Source organism: Arthrobacter sp. EM1 (genome assembly GCF_029964055.1).
GTDB lineage: Bacteria > Actinomycetota > Actinomycetes > Actinomycetales > Micrococcaceae > Arthrobacter.
In genome coordinates this window covers 1,957,686-1,980,983 of the sequence record NZ_CP124836.1, presented here as the reverse complement: position 1 = coordinate 1,980,983, position 23,298 = coordinate 1,957,686, and the positions used below count along the sequence as shown (strand labels likewise).

The window sequence follows — 23,298 nt, the reverse complement described above, 5'->3', positions numbered from 1 at the left end:
AGAGCCACCGGCGGTGAGACGGTCCCGGATGCCGACCCGCAGTTCGCCCCCGCAGGATAGCTCACCCCGGTTTGGCCTCCGGCCCGCGTGAACGTTCGAACAAACAGGCCGGGCACCAGCGGTGCCCGGCCTGCTTGTTGCCGGTGGTGGTCCCTGGCCCCTAGTGGCCCCGGGCGATCCAGTCCTGCAGCTGCGGCGCTTCGGCACCGACAGTGGTCGGGTCACCGTGCCCGGTCCGGACCACGGTGTCCGCCGGCAGCGTCAGCAGCCGGCCCTTGATGGACTCGATGATGGTGGGGAAATCGCTGTAGGACCGGCCGGTGGCCCCCGGACCGCCCTGGAACAGGGTGTCGCCGCTGAAAACGGTTCCCTCCTTCGCCAGCAGGAAGCACATGGAACCCGGCGAATGTCCGGGCGTGTGCAGGGCCACGAGCCGGGCGCCGGCGACCTCGAAGCTGTCGCCGTCCTCGATCGCGTGGTCCGGTTCGGTTCCCGGGAAGACCCGCTCCCACAGCATCCAGTCGTCCCGGTTCAGATATACCGGCGCGCCGACGCGGCCGCGGAAATCGCCGACGGCGGCGATGTGGTCGTCGTGTCCGTGGGTCAACAGGATCGCCTTCACTCTCCGGCCCGCAACGGCTGCGGCCACGGCACCGGCGTTATGCGCCGGGTCGATCACAACGCACTCCGACTCGTCGCCCACGATCCAGACGTTGTTGTCAACATCCCAGGTGCCGCCGTCGAGCGAGAAGGTACCCGAGGTGACCAGACGGTCGATCCGGAGGCCCTGCGCGGAACCTCCGCTCACAGTTCAACCACCGATCGCAGCACGGAACCGCCGTGCATCTTCTCGAAGGCCTCCTCGATCTGGTCGATCGTGATCCGTTCCGTCACAAAGGCATCCAGGTCCAGCTTGCCCTGCTGGTAGAGGTCGATCAGCATGGGGAAGTCGCGCGAAGGCAGGCAGTCGCCGTACCAGGAGGACTTAAGCGAGCCGCCCCGGCCGAAGAGATCCAGCAGCGGCAATTCCAGGGTCATCTCGGGATTGGGCACACCCACCAGGACGACGGTCCCGGCCAGGTCCCGGGCGTAAAACGCCTGTTTGTAGGTCTCCGGACGTCCGACGGCGTCAATCACCACGTCGGCGCCGAAGCCGCCGGTCAGTGCACGGATTGCCTCCACCGGGTCCGCGGCGGAGGAGTCCACGGTGTGGGTTGCGCCGAGGTCCTTGGCGCGTTCGAGCTTTTTGGGATCAATATCAACGGCGATCACCGTGGTGGCACCGGCGAGCGCGGCACCGGCAACGGCTGCCACGCCGACACCGCCGCAACCGATGACGGCGACGGTATCGCCGCGCTTGACGTTTCCGGTGTTGATGGCCGCGCCGATGCCTGCCATCACTCCGCAGCCGAGCAAGCCGATCGCGGCCGGGTCAGCCTCGGGGTCGACCTTGGTGCACTGCCCGGCGGCGACGAGTGTCTTCTCGGCGAACGCGCCAATGCCCAGCGCCGCGGTGAGCTCGGTGCCGTCCTCGAGTGTCATCTTCTGGGTGGCGTTGTGGGTATTGAAGCAGTACTGCGGCTGGCCGCGCCGGCACGCCCGGCATTCGCCGCAGACGGCGCGCCAGTTCAGCACCACACGGTCGCCGGGGGCAACCTCGGTGACGTCGGGTCCAACGGCGCTGACAACGCCGGTGGCCTCGTGGCCGAGCAGGAATGGGAAGTCATCGTTGATGGCGCCCTGCTTGTAGTGCAGGTCGGTGTGGCAGACACCGCAGGTGAGGATGTCCACAAGGGCCTCCCCGGGTCCGGGATCCGGGACCAGGATGGTTTCCAGGGTGACGGGCGCGCCCTTGGAGCGGGCTATGACGCCTTTGACTTTATGGACCATGGGAATAGTTCCTCTGCTTGTATCGGGGTTTTTGCCGCACAACATTCTTTCGCATAACGAGCGACGGCACGGCCTCCGGGGAGACCCTGCCGTCGCTCGTTACCGGTTCAAGGGTGGGCTTTAAGCCGCAAGGCGGCTTTTGACCTCAGCCGCGGAGGGGTTGGTGGCTGCAGTGCCGTCCGGGAACAGCACAGTGGGGACCGTCCGGTTACCTCCGTTGAGCTTTTCCACGAGATCGGCGGTGCCTTCAACTTCTTCGATGTTGATCTCGGTGTAGCCGATGCCCTGGGCATCCAGCTGCTTCTTCAAGCGGTTGCAGTAGCCGCACCACGTGGTCGAAAACATGGTGATGGTGCCGGATTCGGGGGTAAAGTCCACGAAGTTCTCCTCAAAGCTGGGTGCCGGCGCTGGATGGCAGCGCCCATGCCGGCAAAAGTGGGATGTCACTGGAAATAACCGTAACCTGCGGCGCGCTATTCCCGGGCAATGCCCGCGCCGTGTGCGCTCAGCGCCCGGGAGGTGAGGCCCGACACCCTCCGGCAGGTTGTGGAATAGGGTCCCGGCGGCAGCCGTTGACGCTGGCATGAAGGCAATTACTTATAGCGAATATGGCAATCCGGACGTCCTTGAATTGGCAGAGCTCCCGCTGCCGAAGGTAGGGCCGGGCATGGTCCTGGTAAAGGTCAAGGCGGCGTCGGTGAACCCGGTCGACTGGAAAATAATGGCCGGCTACTTGGACGCGGCGATGGACGTGCAGTTCCCGGCGGTCCCCGGCTGGGATGTGGCCGGCGTTGTCGAGTCGGTGGGGATCGACGCGCCGCATTTCCGGCCCGGCGATGAAGTCATTTCCTATGGCCGCAAGGACTACGTCCACGGCGGTAGCTTTGCTGAGTACATCGCCCTGCCGGAGCGGCTCCTTGCGCGCAAGCCTGCATCCCTGGGGTGGAATGCCTCCGCAGGTCTTCCGCTGGCCGGTTTGACGTCTTATCAGGTACTCACCCGGCTGGGTCTCACGGCGGACGAGACGGTGCTGATCCACGGCGGCGCCGGCGGTGTGGGGTCCCTCGGAATCCAGATCGCCGTGGCGCTCGGCGCCCGTGTAATCGCCACCGCTTCCGAGAAGAACCACGACTTCCTGCGTTCCCTCGGCGCCGAGCCCGTCAGCTATGGCGAAGGACTCGCGGAGCGGGTTCGTGCCCTGCGTCCGGACGGCGTCGACGTTGTCGCAGACTTCGTGGGCGGGAATCTCGAAGCCACCCTCGCTGTCCTGGCCGACGGGGGCCGGCACGCCTCGATTGCCGACAGTGAAGTGGAGCAGCACGGCGGGACCTGGATGTGGGTCAACCCTGTAGGCGCCGAGCTGCAGGAACTTGCCGACCTGGTGGACGAGCACAAAATCCGGGTCGAAATTGCCCGGACTTTCCCGTTGCCGCAGGCGGCAGATGCCTTCCGGTTCAATATGGAAGGGCACACCCGCGGCAAGATAGTCCTCACCGTCGACGACGCGCCCTGATGCGAAGCGGCGGCCGGACGCCGGCCGCCGCGGGCCCGGGTTCGAAGACCGCCGGATGACACCGTTTGGGCGCAGTGGCATGCTGGTGCCATGTGTGGACGCTACGTGATGGCAAGGGCCGTCGGAGACCTGCTGGCCGAGTTCGACGCGGGACTCGAAGAGGAGACCGTGATTCCGCCGTCGTGGAACGTGGCCCCGACCGCGGAGGTGCCGATCCTGCTGGAACGGCTGGTGGACGGCACGCCGGTCCGGCAGTTGCATATCGCCCGCTGGGGCTTGGTGCCGTCCTGGGCCAAGGACCCGGGGATCGGCTCCAAGATGATTAACGCCCGCAGCGAGAGTGTGCTGGAGAAGCCGGCGTTCCGGAAGGCAACCCGGGCCCGGCGGTGTGCGGTTCCCGCTGACGGATACTACGAATGGAAGGGCCAGGGCCGCGGCAAGCAGCCCTACTACGTGCACCCGAAGGACGGCCATCCGATAGTTTTCGCCGGTCTCTACGAATGGTGGAAAGACCCCGCCAAGGCCGACGATGACCCGGAACGCTGGCTGCTCTCGACGTCGATCATGACTACCGACGCGCCGCCGGAGGGTTATGCCGGGGGGATGCTGGCCGAGCTCACGGCCCTGCACGACCGGGTTCCGCTGCCAATGGACCGGACGACGCTGCAGGCGTGGCTGGATCCGCAGGCCGACGATGCCGCAGGGCTGGTCGATCTGGTCCGGGCGGGCGCGCACGACGTTGCGGAGGGCTGGACGATCGACGCCGTGGGTACCGCGGTCGGGAATGTCAAAAATGATTCCCCGGAGCTGATCCGGCCGGTGGGAAGCCTGTTCTAGGGATGCGCACACAGCCGTACTGCAGTGCTGCGGCGGGCACGCGGGGTGGCCGGTTCAGAGTGTCACCTTCCCGCCGCCGTCGACCGGCCAGCTGGGATTGAAGGCAACTTCCCAGCGGTAGCCGTCGGGGTCGGCGAAGTAGCCGGTATAGCCGCCCCAGGGCTGGGTCTTGGCCGCCGCGATAACGGCCGCTCCGGCGGATTCGGCTTCCGCCATCACCCAGTCCACTTCCGCGGCGCTGGCCAGGTTGTGGCTCAATGTGATGCAGGGAATGCCGGCGGGTGGATCGGTGCCGGCTTCTGCCTGCATCTGGCCGGCGTCCCAGAGCGAGAGGATGAGCCCGTGGTTGGCCTGGATGAACAGAACCTCGCCGCGGACTTCTCGGTGGACGGGCCAACCCAGGCCATCGACGTAGAAACTACGGGAGGCGCCAACGCTGCGGACACCCAGTGAAATTAAATCGACTCGTGGCTGCATCTTTCGATACTGTCATGGACATGTCCACAAATCACGAAAACGATAAAGCTGCCAAAGCCGACCGGGAACAGCTCGCGGCTGTCCGGGTGGCGGTTGACGAGGTGGACGAACAGATCGTGTCCCTGATCGGCCGCCGCGAGCGCCTGATCCGGATCGCCGGAACCCTCAAAGCGGACAGCGCCGAGGTGCGGGCCCCCGGACGCGTGGAGCGGGTGATCGAACACGTCCGCACCACGGCCCAGCAGAAGGACATCGACGTCGACCTCATCGAAAAAACCTACCGGGCCATGGTCGATGCTTTTATCACGCTCGAGCTGGAGGTTTACAAAGCCAGCTCCTGACGGGCGGCTTAGAGGGCTTCCTCTACCGCAACGTTTGACTGGTACTCCCGGCCGTCACAGTCGCTGAATGCCGTCATCAGGTGGCCCTTGGCCAGGCCCATGACAGTGCTGAGCGGGAAATGCCCGGTGATGGTGTTTCCGGAGTGGTCGACACCCTTAAGGTCAAAGTTCTCCTCCGTACCGTCATGGCTGAAGCAGTAGAAGGACACCGCCTCCCCGTTCATAAACTCGATCCCCATCCTTCGCTGGTGGGAATGATCCGGTGTTGCCGCGACGAGCCCCACCACATAAGCGCCCTGGCCGGGGATGTTTCCGTCTATATCGAACTTCGCCACCAGGGACGTGTCCTCGGCGGCGATGCTGACGTGTTTCAGAAGTGCGTTATGGGAGCTCATGGCTCAATCCTGCTACCTGCGCGTACGTCCGTCCACCCCTGACCTAGGTTTTGCCGAAGGACCGTCGTAGACTGGAGTTGTTCGAATATATGTTCGAATAGTTGCCGATCGTTTTTCTACCGGTCGTTTTTTCACATGGTGTGGTCCGGGAGGCGCAGTGGGTATGTTCAGCGAGACCGTGGACGTCGTCTGCACCCCTTCGGGCGAGCCTTTGACGCTCGGCTGGGCCGGCCGCCACTACATCCTTTGTGCGGAACCGGTCCGCTGGTACGAGCGGCGTCAATGGTGGGCTGAGGAACAGCGGGCACCGCTGGGGAGCGGTCCCGGGCTGGTGGATCACGAGATCTGGCGGGTGCAGGTGCGCCCGGCAGATTCCACCGACACCGACACCGACAGCCTCACCCTTGACCTCACCCGGCATGTGGGCAGCGGACGCTGGCGCCTGCTGCGGATCCACGACGCCCTGCGTCCGTTCCTTGCGCCCGAATCAGCATGAGCTTTACGCATCTCCATGTTTCCACCGCCTTCAGCGCCCACTACGGGGTCTCCTGGCCGGATGAGCTGGCCGCCGCCGCTGCCGCGGACGGCGCGACGGCGCTCGCCTGCACGGACCGTGACGGCCTCTATGGAACAGTCAAACACCTCAAGGCCTGCATGGCTGCGGGACTTGATCCGATTGCCGGCGTGGAACTTGCGGTCTTTGACGACGACGGCGACCTCCGCACCGAGGTAGCGGGACGTGTGGTTGTGCTGGCCCACGGGAACAACAGCGGTGCGGGCTACCGTGCGCTGTGCCGGCTGATCTCCGATGCGCATGCCCGCACCACGGGCAAGGCCGGGGGAGCGGTGCCGGTCGCGGTGACCAGGTCCGAGCTGGCCTCCCGGACCCTGCACCCGGAAACGCTCAAGCCGGTGTTGACCGTGCTGATCGGCCCGGACTCCGACGTGGGACGTGCCATGGGCGGGAGGCGCTACCTGCGCCCCCGCACCCTGTTCAAACGCTGGCTCGATGCCATGCCCCCGGGAACAATCGCCGCCGAGGTGGTCAGCCAGCTCAGTCCGCCCGGGGAACCGCTGAGCACCGCCCACGCTGTACGGATGCTCAAGCTTGCCGCTGAGCACGGGGTTCCCGCTGTATTGAGCAACGCCGTGCGTTACGTCGCCGAGGACGGGGCGGCTACCGCGGACGTGCTGGATTCCGCCCGCACGCTGAAATCGTTGCCCGAGCTTTCCGCCGCCCCGTTGCTTCAGCCCAACGGGCAGGGCTGGCTGAAATCCTCCGGCCAGATGCTGCAGTTGGGCAAGGAGATCATGCACGCCGCCGGATACGGCGCTGCCGACCTCAAAAGCCTGATGGCGCAGACCGAGGCGCTCGCGGACCGCTGCAGGATGGACCCGGTAACGGACATGGGCTGGAAACAGCCCGTGGTGCCGGAAGCCACAGTGATCGGAATCGCCGGGGATCCCCTCGCCGAACTCATCCTGCGCTGCGAGGCCGGCATCGGCAGGCGGTTCCCGGGGATCACCGGCAAAGCTGCCGGGGAACTGCGTTCGCGGCTGGAGCATGAGCTGGGAATCATCGACAACCTGGGCTTCGCCGCGTACTTCCTGACCGTGGCCGAGGTGTCCCGGATGATCCTGGACATGGGGGTACGGGCAGCGGCCCGAGGCTCGGGGGCCTCCAGCCTGGTCAATTATCTGATCGACGTCAGCCAGGTAAACCCGCTCCAGCACGACCTGATCTTCGAACGCTTTCTCTCCCGGGACCGTGCCACCCTGCCGGATATCGACATCGACGTCGAAAGCGCTGAACGGCACAACGTGTACCGGAAGATCTTTGAGCGCTTCGGGTCCGAGCGCGTCACCCTGATGAGTATGCAAAACGGCTACCGCGCTCGCGGTGCCGTGCGAGACGCCGGCCTGGCACTGGGCATGGAGGAAGGCGAGATTGGGGACATCGCCAAGCAGTTGTGGCGATTTTCAGCCCGGAACTTCCGTGAAGCGCTCGTGGAGAAGCCTGAGCTGAAGGAATTCGCCGGCCGGGTGGGACAGCGCGACTTCAGCGGGAACCAGCAGCTGGATCTGCTGGTGGACCTCACCGAACGGCTGGACCGGCTGCCGCGCCATATCTCCATGCACCCTTGCGGGGTGATCCTGGGGGATGCGACCCTGCTGGACCGGACGCCTGTCCAGCCCAGCGGGCTGGGTCTGCCGATGAGCCAGTTCGACAAGCACGACATGGACCCGATGGGCATGCTCAAACTCGACGTCCTGGGTGTCCGGATGCAAAGCGCCATGGCCTTCGCCGTCCGCGAAGTGATCCGGCTCCATCCCTCCAAAGCCGAGGTGGTCGCCGCAGGCGCACATCCGGCAGGGCCTGACGGGACGGGGCCGGACTACATCGCCGAGGACGGTCAGATCGACCTCAACGCCGTGCCGCTCGACGACGAACCCACCTATGAACTGATCCGCAGTACCCATACCCTGGGCTGTTTCCAGATCGAGTCACCCGGTCAGCGCGAGCTGATCGGCAAGCTCGCGCCCAGGGAGTTCAATGACCTGATCATCGATATCTCCCTGTTCCGGCCTGGTCCGATGAAATCGGATATGGTCCGGCCTTTCCTGGAGTACCGGCATGGATTTGCACCCGAGGTTTATCCGCACCCGGACCTTAAGCCCGTCCTCAAGGAGACGCACGGCGTCACGGTGTTCCATGAGCAGATCCTCAAGACCTTCGACGTGATGACCGGATGCGGGCTGGCGCGGGCCGACGAATTCCGCCGCGCCCTCGGCAACGATGTACTCGAAGGAAAGGTGGAGGAGTTCTTCCGGAAGGAAGCCCGCGCCCGGGGGTACAGCCCCGCAGTGGTGGACAAGGTCTGGGGAACGCTCAAGGCCTTCGGAAGCTTCGGGTTCTGCAAAGCCCACGGCGCTGCTTTTGCCGTACCCACCTACCAGTCGGCCTGGCTGAAGGCCCACCACCCGGAGGCGTTCCTCGCCGGACTGTGGGAGCACGATCCGGGCATGTATCCCAAGCGGCTCCTGGTGGCCGAGGCCCGGCGGCTGGGAATCCCGATCCTGCCCCTGGACATCAACCGGAGTCACGCCGAGTACCGGGTGGAACGTGTGGATACCGGTCAGGACCGCGGCAGACTGGGTATCCGGCTGAGCCTGAACGGCATCTATGGACTCTCCGGGTCCGAGCTGAAACGGATCGTGGCAGGACAGCCCTATGATTCGCTCGCGGACCTGCGGGCCAGGTCCCGGCTGAGCAGGCCCAGCATCCAGCGGCTGGCGCAGCTCGGTGCTTTCGATTCCCTGCACCGGGCCGCCGGCGGGGCCGCGAACCGGGCGGACTTGGTCCATCACCTGCAGGCCCTGCAAAGCCGGCCGCACCGCAAAGGCATCGACGTGATCGATGGTCAGCTGTCCCTGCCGCTGGGTGATGTCGAGTTGAAAAACCTCAAGGCCGGGCTGCCTGCGCCGACCCTGGTGGACACCGTCAGGGCCGAACTGGACCTGATGGCCGTGGATGTCAGCGACCACTTGATGGCAAGCCACCGGCCGATGCTGGACCGGCTCGGCGTCACCACCGCGGACAAGCTGCTGGGGTTGCGCAACGGCACCGAGGTGCTGGTCGCGGGGGTCCGGGTCGCCACCCAGACCCCTCCCATGCGGGGAGGCCGGCGCGTGGTGTTCATCAGCATCGACGACGGCACGGGCTGTGTGGACTCGGTATTCTTCCATGAAGCCCAGGAGCTTACAGGCCCGCTGCTGTTCGGCACCCGGTTGTTGCTGATCAGGGGAACAACCCGGCGGACCGGACCGAGGGGGATCAGTATCAGCGCCAGCATGGCCTGGGACCTGAGCCGCACGCAGACCCTGCCATTCCCGGCCCCGGCGGCCGGGATCCCGGACTACCGGGAAGCTGAGCCGCCGGGCCCGCTGGAGGGCATCAGCCGCCACCTCGCCATTACCGGGCTGGGAGGCTGAGTGGCGCGTTGGTTGGCCTCTGCAGAAACCGATAGCATGGACGGGGCTGGCTGTGGCCCCCGTACGCCACAAGCTACGAAGCCTCAACTTTGAATAGGAGACACCCGTGTCAGATGCCCAGCAGATCACCCTTCTCGTCGATGGCGAAGAGACCAAGGTGGCTACCGGGACCACCGGCGCGGAACTCTTTTTTGAGCGCCGCGACGTCGTTGTGGCCCGCATTAACGGCGAGCTGAAGGACCTGGACCAGCCGCTGCCCGAGGGCGCGGCAGTTGAGGGCGTCACCATCGATTCCCCCGACGGCCTTAACGTCCTGCGGCACTCCGCCGCCCATGTGATGGCCCAGGCCGTCCAGCAGCTGCGCCCCGACGCCAAGCTGGGCATCGGCCCGTACATCACCGACGGCTTCTACTTCGACTTCGACGTTGGGGAGCCGTTCACACCGGAGGACCTGAAGACTCTGGAAAAGATGATGCAGAAGATCATCAACCAGAACCAGAAGTTCGTCCGCCGTGTGGTTACCGAGGACGAAGCGCGTGAGGCGATGAAGGACGAGCCCTACAAGCTTGAACTGATCGGCCTCAAGGGCGCAGGCTCCGACGCCGACGGCTCCAGTGTTGAAGTGGGCGGCGGCGAGCTGAGCATCTACGACAACGTCGAGCGCAAGGAAGGCACAGCCGTCTGGTGTGACCTGTGCCGCGGACCGCACCTGCCCAACACCAAACTGATCTCCAACGCCTACGCGCTCACCCGCTCCTCAGCGGCGTACTGGCGCGGCAGCGAGAAGAACAAGCAGCTGCAGCGCATTTACGGCACCGCGTGGCCCACCAAGGAAGCACTCAAGGCTTACCAGGAGCGGATGGCCGAGGCCGAGCGTCGCGACCACCGCAAGCTCGGGGCTGAACTGGACCTGTTTTCCTTCCCCGACGAGCTGGGTTCCGGCCTGCCGGTGTTCCACCCCAAGGGCGGCATCATCCGCAAAGCGATGGAAGATTACTCCCGTCAGCGCCATGTCGAGGCCGGCTACGAGTTCGTCTACACCCCGCACATCACTAAAGGCCACCTCTACGAGGTGTCCGGCCACTTGGACTGGTACCGGGACGGCATGTTCCCCCCGATGCACATCGACGCGGAACTCAACGAGGACGGCACCGTCCGCAAGCCCGGCCAGGACTACTACCTGAAGCCGATGAACTGCCCGATGCACAACCTGATCTTCCGCTCCCGCGGCCGGTCCTACCGCGAACTGCCGTTGCGCCTGTTCGAATTCGGTTCCGTCTACCGCTACGAGAAGTCCGGCGTTGTGCATGGCCTCACCCGGGTCCGGGGCATGACCCAGGACGACGCCCACATCTACTGCACCCGCGAGCAGATGAAGGATGAGCTCACCAAGACCCTCAACTTCGTCCTTGCGCTGCTCAAGGACTACGGCCTGAACGACTTTTACCTGGAGCTCTCCACCAAGGACCCGGAGAAGTCCGTGGGTTCGGATGAGATCTGGGAGGAAGCCACCCGGACCCTCGCCGAGGTGGCCGAGGAATCCGGACTCGACCTGGTTCCCGATCCGGGGGGTGCCGCGTTTTACGGCCCCAAGATCTCCGTGCAGGCCCGCGACGCGATCGGCCGCACCTGGCAGATGTCCACCATCCAGCTGGACTTCAACCTGCCCGAGCGCTTCGAACTCGAGTTCCAGGCCGCCGACGGCAGCCGCCAGCGCCCCGTGATGATCCACCGCGCGCTGTTCGGATCGATTGAACGCTTTATGGGGGTCCTGACCGAGCACTACGCCGGTGCCTTCCCGGCGTGGCTGGCTCCCGTCCAGGTGGTCGGCATTCCGGTGGCCGAGGCGTTCAACGATTACATGTTCGACGTTGTGGGCCGGCTCAAGGCCGCCGGCATCCGTGCGGAGGTGGACATTTCCTCGGACCGTTTTCCGAAGAAGATCCGCACCGCCAGCAAGGACAAGGTCCCGTTTGTGCTGATCGCCGGGGGCGACGACGCCGAAGCCGGAGCCGTGTCCTTCCGCTTCCGTGACGGCAGCCAGGACAACGGTGTGCCGGTTGCTGAAGCCGTCCAGCGGATCGTCGACGCCGTCCGTAACCGGACCAGCTAGCGGACAGGGACCAGCGATGCGGGAATCCACAGGTGCCGCCCCGGACTATCCGGGGGATGCTGGCGTGACGGACGACTTTGCTTTGGCCGGGGTGCCGGACGCCTTCCAGCGTCTGTGGACTCCGCACCGCATGGCGTACATCAAGGGCGGCCAGAACCAGTTCAAGAACGTGGACGACTGCCCGTTCTGCGTGGCGCCGGACCGCGATGACGATGATTCGTTGATCGTCCACCGTGGTAGGACCAGCTATGTGGTGCTCAATCTCTTTCCGTACAACCCGGGCCACCTGCTGGTGTGCCCGTACCGGCACATTCCCGACTATACGGACCTAAACGTGGCGGAAACGGCGGAATTCGCCGAACTGACCCAGACGGCCATGCGTGTGCTGCGCAAGGTCGCCAATCCGACGGGATTCAACCTGGGCATGAACCAGGGGGTAACCGGCGGTGCCGGCATAGCCGGGCACCTGCACCAGCACGTGGTTCCGCGCTGGGGCGGGGACGGAAACTTCTTCCCGATCATCGCCCAGACCAAGGCCATCACGCAGACCCTGGGCGAGGTACGTCAGCAAGTGGCTGACGCGTGGCCGCAGGAGAACGGCGCGGGGCAGGCGACTGTCGGGGCCACGGATGCTCAATAGGCACGCGCGCGGATTCTTCACCGCGCTTTTCTCCCCGCTCGCCCGGTGGCTGTTGCGGATCGGCGTCTCCCCGGACGCCGTGACCATCGTCGGAACCCTAGGCGTGGTGGTCGGGGCGCTGGTTTTCTACCCGCTGGGCCAGCTTTGGTGGGGGACGCTTTTTATCACTGCGTTCATTTTTTCCGACGTCATCGACGGCATTATGGCCCGGATGCACAAGGGCGGGGGACGCTGGGGCAATTTCCTGGACTCCACCCTGGACCGGGTGGCCGACGGGGCACTGTTCGCCGGCGTCGCGGTCTGGTTCTTCACCGGCGGGGCGAACATCGCCATCGCCGTGGCCGCCATCCTCTGCCTGGTCCTGGGCATGGTGGTTTCTTACGCCCGGGCCAAGGCCGAGGCGCTGGGCTTCGAGGCAAACGTGGGCATTGCAGAGCGCGCCGAGCGGCTGGTGTCCGTGCTGGTGGTGACGGGCTTCACCGGCCTGGGCCTGCCGAGCGTGGTGCTTTTTGTGACCTTGATTCTGCTGGCCGCCGCGAGCCTCGTCACCATCGTCCAGCGGATCATCGCAGTGCACCGCCAGTGGATCGAATCGACCGAAGGCACCGCGTCCGAACAGGCGGCCTGAGCGTGCGCCTTCGACGGCGGCCCGGGGTGTAACGGAAATTCAGCGCCGCGCAACGGGGGACTAGTATTAGCTGTGCCGGCCAATGGATCCGGTAACCCGGTGCGTGCGAAGCGGTTCTTGTGCGCCGTCAGCGCTCCGGCGAGGTCAACTATCTACCCATAGGGGTTTTTGTGTCTACACCTGATGTAAGCAGCGAAGCCGGCGCGTCCGCACAGAGCGTTACGGGCAGCAGCCGCGTTAAGCGCGGTATGGCGGAGATGCTCAAGGGCGGCGTCATTATGGACGTCGTTAACGTCGAGCAGGCCCTCATCGCCGAGGATGCCGGTGCCGTGGCAGTGATGGCGCTGGAACGCGTTCCGGCCGACATCCGCGCCCAGGGCGGCGTGTCCCGCATGTCCGATCCGGACATGATTGAGGCGATCATCGCCGCCGTGTCCATTCCGGTCATGGCGAAGGTCCGGATCGGCCACTTCGTCGAAGCCCAGGTCATCCAGACCCTGGGCGTGGATTACATCGACGAGTCCGAGGTCCTGACCCCGGCGGACTACGCGAACCACATCGACAAGTGGAATTTCACGATTCCCTTCGTCTGCGGTGCCACCAACCTCGGAGAGGCGCTGCGCCGGATCAACGAGGGCGCGGCGATGATCCGGTCCAAGGGCGAGGCCGGCACCGGGGATGTCTCCAACGCCACCACGCACATGCGCTCGATCCGTGCGGAGATCAAGCGGCTCGCCGGGATGGCCGAGGACGAGCTCTACGTCGCGGCCAAGGAACTGCAGGCCCCGTATGAACTGGTGAAGGAAGTGGCCGCCACCGGCAAGCTCCCCGTGGTGCTGTTCACCGCCGGCGGCATCGCCACCCCGGCGGATGCGGCGATGATGATGCAGCTCGGCGCCGACGGTGTCTTCGTTGGCTCCGGTATCTTCAAGTCCGGCAACCCGGCCCAGCGGGCGGCCGCCGTCGTGAAGGCCACTACCTTCTTTGATGACCCGGACGAGATCGCCAAGGCCTCCCGCGGCCTGGGCGAGGCCATGGTCGGAATCAACGTCGACGAAATCCCGCAGCCGCACCGCCTCGCCGAGCGCGGCTGGTAACTGCACCAACGCCCAACTGACTCGCAGATATGGTCGTTTTGAGGGCTCAAAACGACCCCACCTGCGAGTCAGTTGGGCTGCGCGGGGTGGATTCCGTGGGCTACTCGAGGCCACGGCGCTTGAGCAGCGGTTCGAGTCCGGCGTCGCGGCCTCTGACGGCGCGGAAGGAATCCAGCGGATCCCGGCTGTTGCCGCGGGAGAGCAGTTCAGCCCGGAAGAAGTCGCCATTTGCGCGGGTGAGGCCGCCGTTGTCCTTAAACCATTCCACCGTCTCGGCGTCCAGCACCTCGCTCCAAATGTAGGAGTAGTAGCCCGCGGCGTAGCCGGCACCGGCAAAAATGTGCTGGAAGTACCCCGTGCGGTAGCGCGGCGGGATCAGGTGGTGTGCCACGCCGGCCGCTGCCAATGCCCCGGCCTCGAACTCCAGAACGTCCTCGGGCACCTCTGTGCCGTCCAGGACATGCCAGGCCAGGTCAAGCAGGGCAGCGCCCAGGTACTCGGTCGTGCCAAAGCCCTCGCCCCACAGCTGCGCGGCATCGAGCTTGGCCACGATCTCCTGCGGGAGCTTCTCGTTGGTGGCATGGTGGCGTGCGTAGTTCGCCAGAACCTCGGGCCACATGATCCACATTTCGTTGACCTGCGAGGGGTACTCCACAAAGTCCCGCGGCACGGAGGTACCGGAAAAGCGCGGGTACGTGACGGAGGAGAACAGTCCGTGCAGGGCGTGGCCGAACTCGTGGAACGCGGTGCGGAGTTCGTCGAGGGTCAGGAGGGTGGGTTCGCCGGCCGGTGGCTTGGAGATGTTCAGGTTGTTGATCACCACGGGCCGGGTGTTGAGCAGGCCGGACTGTTCCACCAGAGAGTTCATCCATGCTCCGCCGCGCTTGGACTCGCGGGTGTAGTAGTCGCCCAAAAATAGCCCCAGCTCGGTGCCGTCCTGGTTCCGGACTTCCCAGACCCGCACGTCCGCGTGGTAGCCGGAGAGGTCTGCGCGTTCGTGGAAGGTGACACCGTACAGCGCGTTGGCGGCGAAGAACACGCCCTCGTGCAGGACGCGGTCCAGCTCGAAGTAAGGGCGCAGAGCCTGTTCGTCAACTGCATACCGTTCGCGTTTGACCTTGGCGGAGTAGTAGGCCCAGTCCCAGGCTTCGAGCGGGTGCCCGGCGATCTTGGCCAGCGCTTCTGCCTCCGCATTCGCGTTGCGGACGGCGGCTGGCGCGAGCCGGTTCATCATGGCCTGCACGGCGGCGAAGTCCGGGGCGGTCTGTTGATCCACGACCAGTTCGGCGTAGTTGTTGAAGCCCAGCAGCGCAGCCTTCTCGGCCCGGAGCCGGACTGTGTCCTTGACCAGATCCAAAACATCAAGGTTGCCGCCGGCGCTGCCGCGGCCAACGGACGCCTCGTACAGGCGCCGGCGGACGCCCCGGTGGTCCAGCGCGGCGAGGGCGGGCTGGTTGCTGGGCTGGATGAGGGTCAGCAGGTACTTGCCTTCGTGCCCGGCAGTGCGGGCAGCTTCCGCAGCGCTGGCAACATCGTCCGCGGGAAGTCCGGCAAGTTCGGTGGCGTCATCGAGCAGCAGAGCTGCGGACTTCATTGCTTCCTTGACCCGCTGGCCGAATTCCGTGCCCAACCGGGAGAGCTCGGCGTTGACGGCCTTGAGCCGATCCTGGCCCGCGCCGTCGAGCTGGATGCCGGACTGGCGGAATTCCTTGAGGTATTCGTCCACCAGGCGCGAAGACTCGGCGTCGAGCTGGTCGGTGTTAATCGCGGCGAACCGTTCGAACAGGCCACGGTTGAGGTACACGGCGTCCTGATGGGCCGACAAACGCGGGGATAGGGTGGTCTCCAGTTCGCGGATGGCGTCCGAGGCGTCGGCCGAGACGAGGGTGAAGAAGGAAGCGGCGGCGCGCTGCAGGAGCTGTCCGGACCGCTCCATGGCGAGCGCCGTATTTTCAAACGAGGCGGGTTCCGCGGTGTCCACGATCGCCTTGATCTCCGTGAGATGGGCGGCAAGACCGGCCTCGACCGCTTCGGAGTAGTGCTCATCGGTGATGTCCGCGAAGGGCGGCAGGCCGAAGGGCAGGTGGCTGGGGCTCATCAATGGGTTGATCATGAAATAACTCTTTCATGTAATGCAGGGAGTCTCAACGGCGGCCCGGCGTTTTTTGCCCGGCGCCATCGTAGGATGGCGCCATGCGTACCCTTACCCCGACTCGGCGTGCTCGCCTGATCACCGTTGCCGCAGCCCTGTTCCTCGTAGCCTCTTTGGCTTCCTGCGGGTCCGGCGCACAACCGGAAAACGGCGGCTCGCGTTCCGCGGCCGCCGGTAGCAGCGAGAGTGGTGCTGCATCGGCGGGGAACCCGGTACCGGGCCCGTCGACGTCACCGGCCCCGATCCCGACGCCGGGGAAGGGCCCGGCCTGCCGGGCCGTCCGTTGCGCCTCGGTGCTGGTGACCGGCGACATGCTGGTTCATGCCCAGCTGTGGGACCAGGCCCGTGCCGACGCCCTCGCCACCGGTGCGAAGGGCCTGGACTTCGGACCGCTACTGGAAGGCCAGCGCCGATACATCGAGAAGAGTGACCTGGCGATCTGCCACCAGGAAACACCGGTAGCCGGCCCCACCGGCCCCTTCTCCGCTTACCCCTCGTTCAACGTCCCGCCGCAGATTATTGCGGCTGCGCAGGGGGTGGGCTACCAGGCCTGCACGACGGCGAGTAACCACACCATCGACCAGGGCACGACCGGCCTGGTCCGCACGCTGGACGCCATGGACGCCGCCGGACTCCAGCACACCGGCTCGTACCGGAGCGAAGCGGACTCGCAGGGAATTATGGTCCTGCAAACCACTGCGGCCAAAATCGCGGTCATCGATGCCAGCTATGGGTTGAACGGGCAAGTTCCGGAGGCCGACTGGCAGGTGGACATGCTCGATCCCGGGGTGATGATCGCCAAGGCCAAGAAGGCCCGCGCCTTGGGAGCGGACATCGTCCTCGCTGCCATGCACGCCGGCGACGAGTACTCCAGTGAGCCCAACGCCGAGCAGCAAAGCGTCGCCCACGCTCTCGCGGACAGCGGCCAGTTCACCATGATCTACGGTCACCACACGCACTCGGTTCTCCCGATCGAGCAGTACAAGGGGACGTGGATTGTGTACGGACTGGGCAATGGGATCACCGAACTCTCGCCGAGCTACGTGGTCAACAATGAAGGTCTCCTGGTGCGGGTACAGTTCAGCCAGGACGCCGCCGGCAAGTGGACCGCCTCCGATCTGGCCTGGGCGCCGTCGGTAATTGTCCGCAGCCCCTACCGCTGGTGTTCCGTTGCCTCCGACGCCCCGCAGGGCCCCTGCGCCGGTGCCGCGGCCGACGCGGCCACCCACCTGCGCACCCAGACCGTGGTCGAGTCGATGGGAGCCGCAGCCGCGGGCGCCCACGAACTGCTCATCACGCGGGAGCCGTAGCGCCGGGCGGAACGGCCGCGCCCACTCCGCGGGGTCTTGCCGTGATTCCGACCGGCGCATACCGTGGTGGTGACGCGAGGGCTGGGGGCAGTTCCTTTCACCACCGGGCAGGAGGCTTTCGTGGGCAGAGTACCGATAGCGGACCGGGAAACCCGGAACGGGACCTTTGCCAACGGCATGGACTACCTGAGCCTGGGCAATGGCGGGAAAAAACTCCTTTTCATCCAGGGCGGCCCGGGGAGCACGGTTCCCCGGGGGCTGCTGCGGCAGATGCTTCGGCGGCAGTTCGCCCCACTTTTCCGGGCCGGGTACTCCGTCTGGATTGTCACCCGGCGCCGCGGAATGCCGCCGGAACACCGGGTAGCCGACATGGCGGACGACTATGCGCGGCTGATAGCCGAGGAATTCGGCGGCCGCGTGGACATTGTCGTGGCTGAGTCGTTTGGCGGAATGATCGCCCAGTACCTGGCCGCGCGGCATCCCGAATCCTTCGACCACATGGCCATGGTGGTCACCGCCGCGGAGCTGAGTGACTGGGGCAAGGACGTCGACTCACGGATGGCGCATGCCATTGCGGACGGGGACCCGGACGGCGCCGGTACGGTTTTCGCCGAGTATCTGATCCCGAACGAGCGGCTGCGGTGGCTTCGGCGGCTGCTCGGACCGGTAATCAGCCGCCTGGTCATCACCGGGGCCGGCTATCCGCTCGCGGACGTCTTGACCGAAGTCGAGGCGGAAGTGAGCTTTGATTCCAGGGCCGTGCTCCCGCACATCCGGCGGCCGGTGCTGCTGCTTTGCGGTGGCTCGGACCAGTTCTTCCCGCAGGACGTTGCGCGCGAGACGGCCGGTCTTATCCCGGACTGCACCCTCATCTGGTACGAGGGCATGGGTCACCTCCGGGCAGCCTCAAGCCGCCGCATAGCCCGGGACGTCCTCGCCTATGTAGGACCTGGCTAAGCGACGGCGCGTTCCGGGAACGCATCGGCACGGTGTACCGGAGGGTCCGGCTCAGTCCAGCCGGGGCGTGGCGAAAACATCGCTGTGGCCGATCGTCGCCTGGCCCGGATCCCGGCGGGCGGCCAGCCAGTCGGCGACTTCCCCCGGGGTGAGCTCCTGCGTCTCCAACGCGGCAGCGCCGATGCCGGTGGCGAGTTCGCGCCGGAGATCCGAATCCTCCGGTCCGAGCAGCCAGGGTGAGTCGGCGGTGTGCACGGCATAACCGTGCACCTTGAGCAGTCCCGCCAGCGCAGCCGTGGCCCGCGGACCGCTGGACGGACCGAAGCCCTTGTCCCACTGCTGATGGCTGTTGAACGCACGAAGCACACGCCCGTCCTGCGGGTGGGCCGGCTGCCATTCCTGCCGGCCGTCGTAGCTCAGGACCGTGTAGAGCGGCAGCCCGGCCGCGCTGAGGGCGGCCGTGAACAGCTCCAGCCAGGGCTCCGAAACCAGGTCAAACAGTGCTGCGGCCGTGACAAGGTCCGGAGCCGGCGTCAGCACCTGCGCCAGGTCACGGGTCAGGTCGGCCTCGGCGAAGCTGACGTCGATGTGTTTGTTCTCCTTGCGCAGCCGAAGGAGGGCGCCCTCGGACCGGCTCTCGTCAGCCCAATCGACCAGGCGGTGCCGGGCCAAGGTCAGCAGCTGCGCGTCATAGTCCACCAGCCGCCAGGACTGGTGGTCCGGCAGCAACTTCGCGGTGCCCCGCAGATTGGACCCGGAACCGCAGCCCAGATCCACCACGCTGACGTGTGTGTGTGCAGCGAAATAAGCGGACAGCTGCTGGCCTAGCTCCGAATCCCGGGCCCGGTGGTCAGCCGGTTCGCGCAGGTCCAGCCACTCCGGGCTGAAGCCGCTCATGCCGCGCGCTCCGGGAGCAACCGGGCCACGGCCCGCACCGCGCCAGCGACCCGACCGGCAGTCTCAGACCAGGGCGGCAGCGTCCGTCCGGCGGTCCAGGAGCGCTCCCCGAGGTCGGCGAGGCGCTGCGGATTGGTCAAAAGTAGACGGAGGGCATTGCCGAGGGCGGGCGCGTCCCCGGGCGGGACCTTGACGGCAGCGCCGTCCGGCACCGTCTCGGCCGCGGCCCCGCCGGTGGTGCAGATAATCGGCAGGCCGTAGGACATGGCCTCCGCCAACGCCATGCCGTAGCCCTCATAGAGGGACGGCATCACAAAGAGGTCGCTGGAGCGGTAGGCGGCCGCCAGCTCATCCGCCGTCAGGACACCGGTGAAAGTAACCCGGCCGGCAAGGCCGTGGGCCTCGATGGCGGCGGCTACGCGGGCGTGCTCGCCCGGCACCCGGTGGGTTTCACCGGCGATGGTGACATGCCAGTCCAGGTCAGTCAACTGCGAAAGTGCCAGGGCAAGGACGCCATAGGCCTTGCGTGGGGAGACCGACCCGACGCAGAGCAGTTCCGCCCCGCGTGTGCCGTCTGAGCCTTCGGCCCGGTGTGCCGGCGGTGTCCCCGGACAGGCGATCGAGATTTTGCCGGCCGGGACGCCGTAGTCGCGGGTCAGAGTCCGGGCCGTCACCGCGCTGGTGGCAATCACGTGCGTGGCGCGTGCCAGGGCATGGCGCTCGGTTGCCGCGAGCAACCGGCGTTCGTCCTCCGCGATCCCGGCTTCCATTGCCAGTGGATGGTGTACGAGGGCCAGGAGCGGGTGGCTGGTCCCCTCTCCCAACATCTCAAGCAGTGTGTCCGGGAACGCACCGAACGCGAGTCCGTCCACCATAACCGGGGTCCCGCGCCGCAGCGAGGCGAGCACCCGCCTGGTTTGTTCAACGTCAGCGGCCGTCGGAGACGGCCACTGGCCCGGGAGTTGCAGGTGCTGGACCCGGATGCCGCAGCCGGGCAGGTGCGTCAGGAGGCTGCGGTCATAGGCGTAGCCGCCGGTGGGCGTTGAAAGGTCGCCCGGGATGGCGAACACCAGCCCGGGATCTGGATCTCCAACCATGGCGGACTCCATTTCGAGCGACGGTTGAGCGACGGATGAGCGAGGGGCCGCAGGTCACGGCACGCGAGACCCATGCTACCCGGATAGCCCGGACGGCGCCGTGGCTGTCAGCGCGGGCGGCGGGCGGCGTGGTCCCGGGCCAGGACGGCGTACGAGTCGTCCGGGGTACCCGGGGAGAAGCTGCCGTATTTGCGCTCGACGGCGGTCCGGATCAGGAAGTCTGCCAGGACCGGGTTCTTAGGCAATAGTGAGCCGTGCAGGTAGCTGGCCACAATGTTGCGGTAGCGGGCCCCTTCCTGGCCGGAACTGCTGTTGTTGCCCGTGCCCTTGGCGGTGGCTCCCAGCGGCGAGACGCCCGGGCCCAAGCTGGTCTGCCCGCTGTGATTCTCATAACCCAGCACGGTGCCGAACTCGGGGGAGGTCACCGACACGTTGCCGATCAGCCGCTCATCGGTGCCGTGGGTTTCCACGTCCAGGATGCCAATTCCCGGGATGATTGAACCCGTCCGGGTTTTGAAGAACTTCCCGAACAGCTGGTAGAGGCCGCAAATCACCAGCATCGGGGTGCCGTCCTCGGCCAGTTCCTTGAGCGCGGATTCGCGCGAGAGCAGGTCGTCCTGGATTACAAGCTGTCCGCTGTCCTGTCCGCCGCCTCCGACTACCAGGTCGATGTCCGCCGGAAAGGCGTCGCCGACGTTGTACTCAAGCAATACCGGCGTGTAGCCGTGCCAGCGCAGCCGCTGTGCCAACACCAGCGCGTTGCCCCAGTCGCCGTAGATGTTCATGTCCCGCGGGTACAGCTGGAGGACCCGGATGGTTCCTTTGCTCATGAGACCACCTCCACAGTGGTGATTTTGGCCAGCTCGCGGCGGATGGCGAGCATCGCCGTGTAGGTGCAGAAGATTCGTTTGGGCTTGTTTTTGGCCCCGCGGATAAAGGCTGCCAGTGCGGGCGCAATCTCGGTATTCACGGCGCCGATAGAGACGTCGTTATACTGCAGCCGGAGTGCCATGTCGTAAGCGCGGGAGCCGCTCAACTGGTCCACGCCGCCCTCGCTCAGGGTGTCGAATTCCACATCCCAGAGCCAGGACATGTCCCGGCCGTCGGCATAGTTGTCATTGATTGCGATCATCGTGGCGTACCCCGCAGCAGGAAACGACTTCAGCCCGAGGCGGAAGCCGCTGGGGTTCTTCACCAGCACCAGGTCCAGCGGCAGGCCGTCGACGACGAGGCTTTCTCCGCGGCCGAAGGCCGGTGCCACCCGGGACAGGGCCGCCAGCAGGCTCTCGTTGTCCGCGACGGCCGTTTTTCCAGCGACAGGGACCCCCACCGCAATGGCCCGCGCCAGGGTCAGCGCGGCCGCGGCGTTAAAGATGTTGTAGACACCGCGGAGCTTCATCGCCGTTGTGGCCGTGACGCCGTCGTACTCAAAGTCCGCGTCCGCCGCGCCCACCCGGCGAAGCACAACGTCGGCATGCGGCTTGGCGGGAGCCGGCGGCACCGGGCTGCCGGGGGCGGTCCGCATCTCGTCGTCGTTCGGGAAGGTGCTCAGCAGGGAATCATCCAAGCCGAAGTAGAGGACGTCGGGGCCGCTGTGCGTGCCTGTTTTTCCCGTGCCCGTTACGTGCGGTTGCGCGGAGAGAGTTTCCGCGATCCGTGCGACGCGGGGGTCCTCTCGGTTCAGCACGACGGTTCCGGTGGTTTTGGCGGCGATGTGCTGCAGCAGCTGCGCGGTCTTGTCGATCTCGCCAAAACGGTCCAGCTGATCCCGCAGCACGTTGAGCAGGAGGCAGTAGCGCGGCGGCACCTGGTTCACGAAGTGCACGGCGTGCGCCTCGTCCAGTTCAAGCACGGCGACGTCCGCGTCGAGGCGTCCCAGCCAGTCCACCTCGCCGAGCAGCGCAGCGGCCACGCCGCGGGTGAAGTTGCTGCCGGTGCGGTTGGTGAAGACCTTCAGGCCCTGACTCTCCAGGAGTTCGACCACCATCTTGGTGGTGGTGGTCTTGCCGTTGGTGCCGCTAACGACGGCGACGCCGTGCGGCAGCGTGGACAGCGTCCTGCGCATAAACCCGGGGTCGATCTTTTCGACGACCAGCCCCGGCAGGGCAGAGCCTCCGCCCCTGAGCCGGGACACCCGGCGGACGAGCTTGCCGAGCGGAATGCTGAAGTAAAACATGCTCTGTAATATATCCCAGCGACGGCATGGAAGCCCGCGGGGCGGCGGCGGCGGGTTCGTTCAGGCCACTATGCTGTTCGGATGACCAACCCCTCTTCTGCCCCCTCTTCCCGCGCGGGTTCGGGACTGCGGATCGGCGTCCTGGCCCTTCAGGGCGACTTCCGCGAACACCTGCGCGCGGTGGAAGAAGCCGGCGCCACGGGCGTCGGCGTCCGCCGGGCGTCCGAACTCGACGGCCTCGACGGCCTCATCATTCCCGGCGGTGAATCGACAACCATCGACAAGCTGTCCCGGGCCTTCGGTCTGCGTGATCCGCTGCGCACCCGCATCCGGGCCGGGCTGCCGGTCTACGGTTCCTGCGCCGGGATGATTCTCCTCGCCGAGGAAATCGCCGACCCCGCAAAGGACCTCGCCGGCAACCCCCAGCAGACCTTCGGGGGCCTTGACATCACGGTGCGCCGGAACGCCTTCGGCCGGCAGCGTGAGTCCTTCGAAACGGATCTCGATTTCAAGGGCTTGGGCTTCAGTGCCACCGGCGACGGCGTCGCCCCCGTGCACGCTGTTTTTATCCGCGGACCATGGGTGGAACGGGTCGGCGACGGCGTGGAGGTCCTCGCCGTAGTGGAGCCCGCAAGCGCCTCCCACCCCGAGGCGCTGGCCGGGGCGGCTAGAATTGTTGCTGTGCGTTCCGGCAAGCTGCTGGCCACCTCCTTCCACCCGGAAGTGACGGGGGAGAAGCGTGTGCATAAATTGTTTATCCGAATGATCAGAGGAGAAGCGTAAAG

At 66.1% G+C, this 23,298-nt stretch carries 22 protein-coding genes; 12 read left to right on the top strand and 10 right to left on the bottom strand.

What is annotated here, in order from left to right:
* Positions 1-160 precede the first annotated feature (160 nt).
* The 3 genes from QI450_RS09050 to QI450_RS09040 all read right to left on the bottom strand — a co-directional run bounded on the left by QI450_RS09050 (position 161) and on the right by QI450_RS09040 (position 2,268).
* On the bottom strand, positions 161-808 hold the full coding sequence (locus QI450_RS09050; protein WP_226775079.1) for an MBL fold metallo-hydrolase: 648 nt from the start codon (positions 806-808) through the stop codon (positions 161-163).
* Entirely contained in the window at positions 805-1,890 is a 1,086-nt protein-coding gene (locus tag QI450_RS09045) for an S-(hydroxymethyl)mycothiol dehydrogenase (protein WP_226775080.1), read from the bottom strand. The genes QI450_RS09050 and QI450_RS09045 overlap by 4 nt, the downstream gene beginning before the upstream one ends.
* A 120-nt stretch (positions 1,891-2,010) precedes the next feature.
* On the bottom strand, positions 2,011-2,268 hold the full coding sequence (locus QI450_RS09040; RefSeq protein ID WP_024367105.1) for a mycoredoxin: 258 nt from the start codon (positions 2,266-2,268) through the stop codon (positions 2,011-2,013).
* 205 nt (positions 2,269-2,473) lie between these two features.
* Here QI450_RS09040 and QI450_RS09035 point away from each other — a divergent pair, with 205 nt between their 5' ends.
* Positions 2,474-3,403: an NADP-dependent oxidoreductase gene (locus tag QI450_RS09035; protein WP_226775081.1), complete on the top strand. Its 930-nt coding sequence runs from the start codon at positions 2,474-2,476 to the stop codon at positions 3,401-3,403.
* A gap of 90 nt (positions 3,404-3,493) precedes the next feature.
* Positions 3,494-4,240 (top strand): SOS response-associated peptidase, encoded by a 747-nt coding sequence (locus tag QI450_RS09030; protein ID WP_226775082.1) that lies wholly within the window; start codon positions 3,494-3,496, stop codon positions 4,238-4,240.
* A gap of 54 nt (positions 4,241-4,294) precedes the next feature.
* Here the strand turns inward: QI450_RS09030 and QI450_RS09025 are convergent, their stop codons facing one another.
* Complete coding sequence (locus QI450_RS09025; RefSeq protein WP_282467990.1) at positions 4,295-4,717, bottom strand: VOC family protein; 423 nt, start codon at positions 4,715-4,717, stop codon at positions 4,295-4,297.
* Between the two features lie 14 nt (positions 4,718-4,731).
* On the opposite strand from QI450_RS09025, the gene QI450_RS09020 reads away from it, so the two are divergent.
* Positions 4,732-5,058: a chorismate mutase gene (locus QI450_RS09020; protein WP_226775185.1), complete on the top strand. Its 327-nt coding sequence runs from the start codon at positions 4,732-4,734 to the stop codon at positions 5,056-5,058.
* An 8-nt stretch (positions 5,059-5,066) separates the two neighbouring features.
* Here the strand turns inward: QI450_RS09020 and QI450_RS09015 are convergent, their stop codons facing one another.
* Complete coding sequence (locus QI450_RS09015; RefSeq protein WP_226775084.1) at positions 5,067-5,453, bottom strand: hypothetical protein; 387 nt, start codon at positions 5,451-5,453, stop codon at positions 5,067-5,069.
* 157 nt (positions 5,454-5,610) lie between these two features.
* Here QI450_RS09015 and QI450_RS09010 point away from each other — a divergent pair, with 157 nt between their 5' ends.
* From QI450_RS09010 to pdxS, 6 genes are all read left to right on the top strand, one after another.
* Positions 5,611-5,949 (top strand): DUF6504 family protein, encoded by a 339-nt coding sequence (locus tag QI450_RS09010; protein ID WP_226775085.1) that lies wholly within the window; start codon positions 5,611-5,613, stop codon positions 5,947-5,949.
* Positions 5,946-9,446 (top strand): DNA polymerase III subunit alpha, encoded by a 3,501-nt coding sequence (gene dnaE / locus QI450_RS09005; RefSeq protein WP_226775086.1) that lies wholly within the window; start codon positions 5,946-5,948, stop codon positions 9,444-9,446. Before QI450_RS09010 ends, dnaE begins: the two co-directional genes overlap by 4 nt.
* A 106-nt stretch (positions 9,447-9,552) precedes the next feature.
* Positions 9,553-11,559: a threonine--tRNA ligase gene (thrS, locus tag QI450_RS09000; protein WP_226775087.1), complete on the top strand. Its 2,007-nt coding sequence runs from the start codon at positions 9,553-9,555 to the stop codon at positions 11,557-11,559.
* Between the two features lie 16 nt (positions 11,560-11,575).
* Complete coding sequence (locus QI450_RS08995) at positions 11,576-12,199, top strand: HIT domain-containing protein (protein WP_226775088.1); 624 nt, start codon at positions 11,576-11,578, stop codon at positions 12,197-12,199.
* Positions 12,189-12,827, top strand: a complete 639-nt coding sequence (gene pgsA / locus QI450_RS08990; RefSeq protein ID WP_226775089.1) for a phosphatidylinositol phosphate synthase — start codon at positions 12,189-12,191, stop codon at positions 12,825-12,827. The genes QI450_RS08995 and pgsA overlap by 11 nt, the downstream gene beginning before the upstream one ends.
* A 170-nt stretch (positions 12,828-12,997) precedes the next feature.
* Positions 12,998-13,924, top strand: coding sequence for a pyridoxal 5'-phosphate synthase lyase subunit PdxS (pdxS, locus tag QI450_RS08985; RefSeq protein ID WP_226775090.1), 927 nt, complete (start codon positions 12,998-13,000; stop codon positions 13,922-13,924).
* A 100-nt stretch (positions 13,925-14,024) separates the two neighbouring features.
* Here the strand turns inward: pdxS and QI450_RS08980 are convergent, their stop codons facing one another.
* Positions 14,025-16,037 carry a M3 family metallopeptidase gene (locus QI450_RS08980; protein ID WP_226775091.1) on the bottom strand — a complete coding sequence of 671 codons (2,013 nt, stop codon included), beginning with the start codon at positions 16,035-16,037 and terminating at the stop codon, positions 14,025-14,027.
* 80 nt (positions 16,038-16,117) lie between these two features.
* Here QI450_RS08980 and QI450_RS08975 point away from each other — a divergent pair, with 80 nt between their 5' ends.
* Together QI450_RS08975 and QI450_RS08970 are read left to right on the top strand one after the other, a co-directional pair.
* On the top strand, positions 16,118-17,386 hold the full coding sequence (locus tag QI450_RS08975) for a CapA family protein (protein ID WP_282467989.1): 1,269 nt from the start codon (positions 16,118-16,120) through the stop codon (positions 17,384-17,386).
* A gap of 120 nt (positions 17,387-17,506) precedes the next feature.
* Entirely contained in the window at positions 17,507-18,343 is an 837-nt protein-coding gene (locus QI450_RS08970) for an alpha/beta fold hydrolase (RefSeq protein WP_226775093.1), read from the top strand.
* 51 nt (positions 18,344-18,394) lie between these two features.
* On the opposite strand, the gene QI450_RS08965 is transcribed toward QI450_RS08970, so the two are convergent.
* The 4 genes from QI450_RS08965 to QI450_RS08950 form a co-directional block, all read right to left on the bottom strand.
* Complete coding sequence (locus tag QI450_RS08965; RefSeq protein WP_226775094.1) at positions 18,395-19,240, bottom strand: class I SAM-dependent methyltransferase; 846 nt, start codon at positions 19,238-19,240, stop codon at positions 18,395-18,397.
* Entirely contained in the window at positions 19,237-20,337 is a 1,101-nt protein-coding gene (locus QI450_RS08960; RefSeq protein ID WP_226775095.1) for a glycosyltransferase family 4 protein, read from the bottom strand. The genes QI450_RS08965 and QI450_RS08960 overlap by 4 nt, the downstream gene beginning before the upstream one ends.
* A 107-nt stretch (positions 20,338-20,444) precedes the next feature.
* Complete coding sequence (locus tag QI450_RS08955; protein WP_226775096.1) at positions 20,445-21,167, bottom strand: glutamine amidotransferase; 723 nt, start codon at positions 21,165-21,167, stop codon at positions 20,445-20,447.
* Entirely contained in the window at positions 21,164-22,513 is a 1,350-nt protein-coding gene (locus QI450_RS08950) for a Mur ligase family protein (RefSeq protein ID WP_226775097.1), read from the bottom strand. Before QI450_RS08950 ends, QI450_RS08955 begins: the two co-directional genes overlap by 4 nt.
* Positions 22,514-22,594: 81 nt before the next feature.
* Here QI450_RS08950 and pdxT point away from each other — a divergent pair, with 81 nt between their 5' ends.
* Positions 22,595-23,296: a pyridoxal 5'-phosphate synthase glutaminase subunit PdxT gene (pdxT, locus tag QI450_RS08945; RefSeq protein ID WP_226775098.1), complete on the top strand. Its 702-nt coding sequence runs from the start codon at positions 22,595-22,597 to the stop codon at positions 23,294-23,296.
* Positions 23,297-23,298: the final 2 nt, after the last annotated feature.

What these genes read in the sequence shown, in the direction of transcription:
- QI450_RS09045 (WP_226775080.1), bottom strand. Translation starts at nt 1,890, where the DNA reads ATGGTCCATAAAGTCAAAGGCGTCATAGCCCGCTCCAAGGGCGCGCCC.
- QI450_RS09035 (WP_226775081.1), top strand. Translation starts at nt 2,474, where the DNA reads ATGAAGGCAATTACTTATAGCGAATATGGCAATCCGGACGTCCTTGAA.
- QI450_RS09030 (WP_226775082.1), top strand. Translation starts at nt 3,494, where the DNA reads ATGTGTGGACGCTACGTGATGGCAAGGGCCGTCGGAGACCTGCTGGCC.
- QI450_RS09025 (WP_282467990.1), bottom strand. Translation starts at nt 4,717, where the DNA reads ATGCAGCCACGAGTCGATTTAATTTCACTGGGTGTCCGCAGCGTTGGC.
- QI450_RS09020 (WP_226775185.1), top strand. Translation starts at nt 4,732, where the DNA reads ATGGACATGTCCACAAATCACGAAAACGATAAAGCTGCCAAAGCCGAC.
- QI450_RS09015 (WP_226775084.1), bottom strand. Translation starts at nt 5,453, where the DNA reads ATGAGCTCCCATAACGCACTTCTGAAACACGTCAGCATCGCCGCCGAG.
- dnaE (WP_226775086.1), top strand. Translation starts at nt 5,946, where the DNA reads ATGAGCTTTACGCATCTCCATGTTTCCACCGCCTTCAGCGCCCACTAC.
- QI450_RS08995 (WP_226775088.1), top strand. Translation starts at nt 11,576, where the DNA reads ATGCGGGAATCCACAGGTGCCGCCCCGGACTATCCGGGGGATGCTGGC.
- pgsA (WP_226775089.1), top strand. Translation starts at nt 12,189, where the DNA reads ATGCTCAATAGGCACGCGCGCGGATTCTTCACCGCGCTTTTCTCCCCG.
- QI450_RS08980 (WP_226775091.1), bottom strand. Translation starts at nt 16,037, where the DNA reads ATGATCAACCCATTGATGAGCCCCAGCCACCTGCCCTTCGGCCTGCCG.
- QI450_RS08975 (WP_282467989.1), top strand. Translation starts at nt 16,118, where the DNA reads ATGCGTACCCTTACCCCGACTCGGCGTGCTCGCCTGATCACCGTTGCC.
- QI450_RS08965 (WP_226775094.1), bottom strand. Translation starts at nt 19,240, where the DNA reads ATGAGCGGCTTCAGCCCGGAGTGGCTGGACCTGCGCGAACCGGCTGAC.
- QI450_RS08960 (WP_226775095.1), bottom strand. Translation starts at nt 20,337, where the DNA reads ATGGTTGGAGATCCAGATCCCGGGCTGGTGTTCGCCATCCCGGGCGAC.
- QI450_RS08955 (WP_226775096.1), bottom strand. Translation starts at nt 21,167, where the DNA reads ATGAGCAAAGGAACCATCCGGGTCCTCCAGCTGTACCCGCGGGACATG.
- QI450_RS08950 (WP_226775097.1), bottom strand. Translation starts at nt 22,513, where the DNA reads ATGTTTTACTTCAGCATTCCGCTCGGCAAGCTCGTCCGCCGGGTGTCC.
- pdxT (WP_226775098.1), top strand. Translation starts at nt 22,595, where the DNA reads ATGACCAACCCCTCTTCTGCCCCCTCTTCCCGCGCGGGTTCGGGACTG.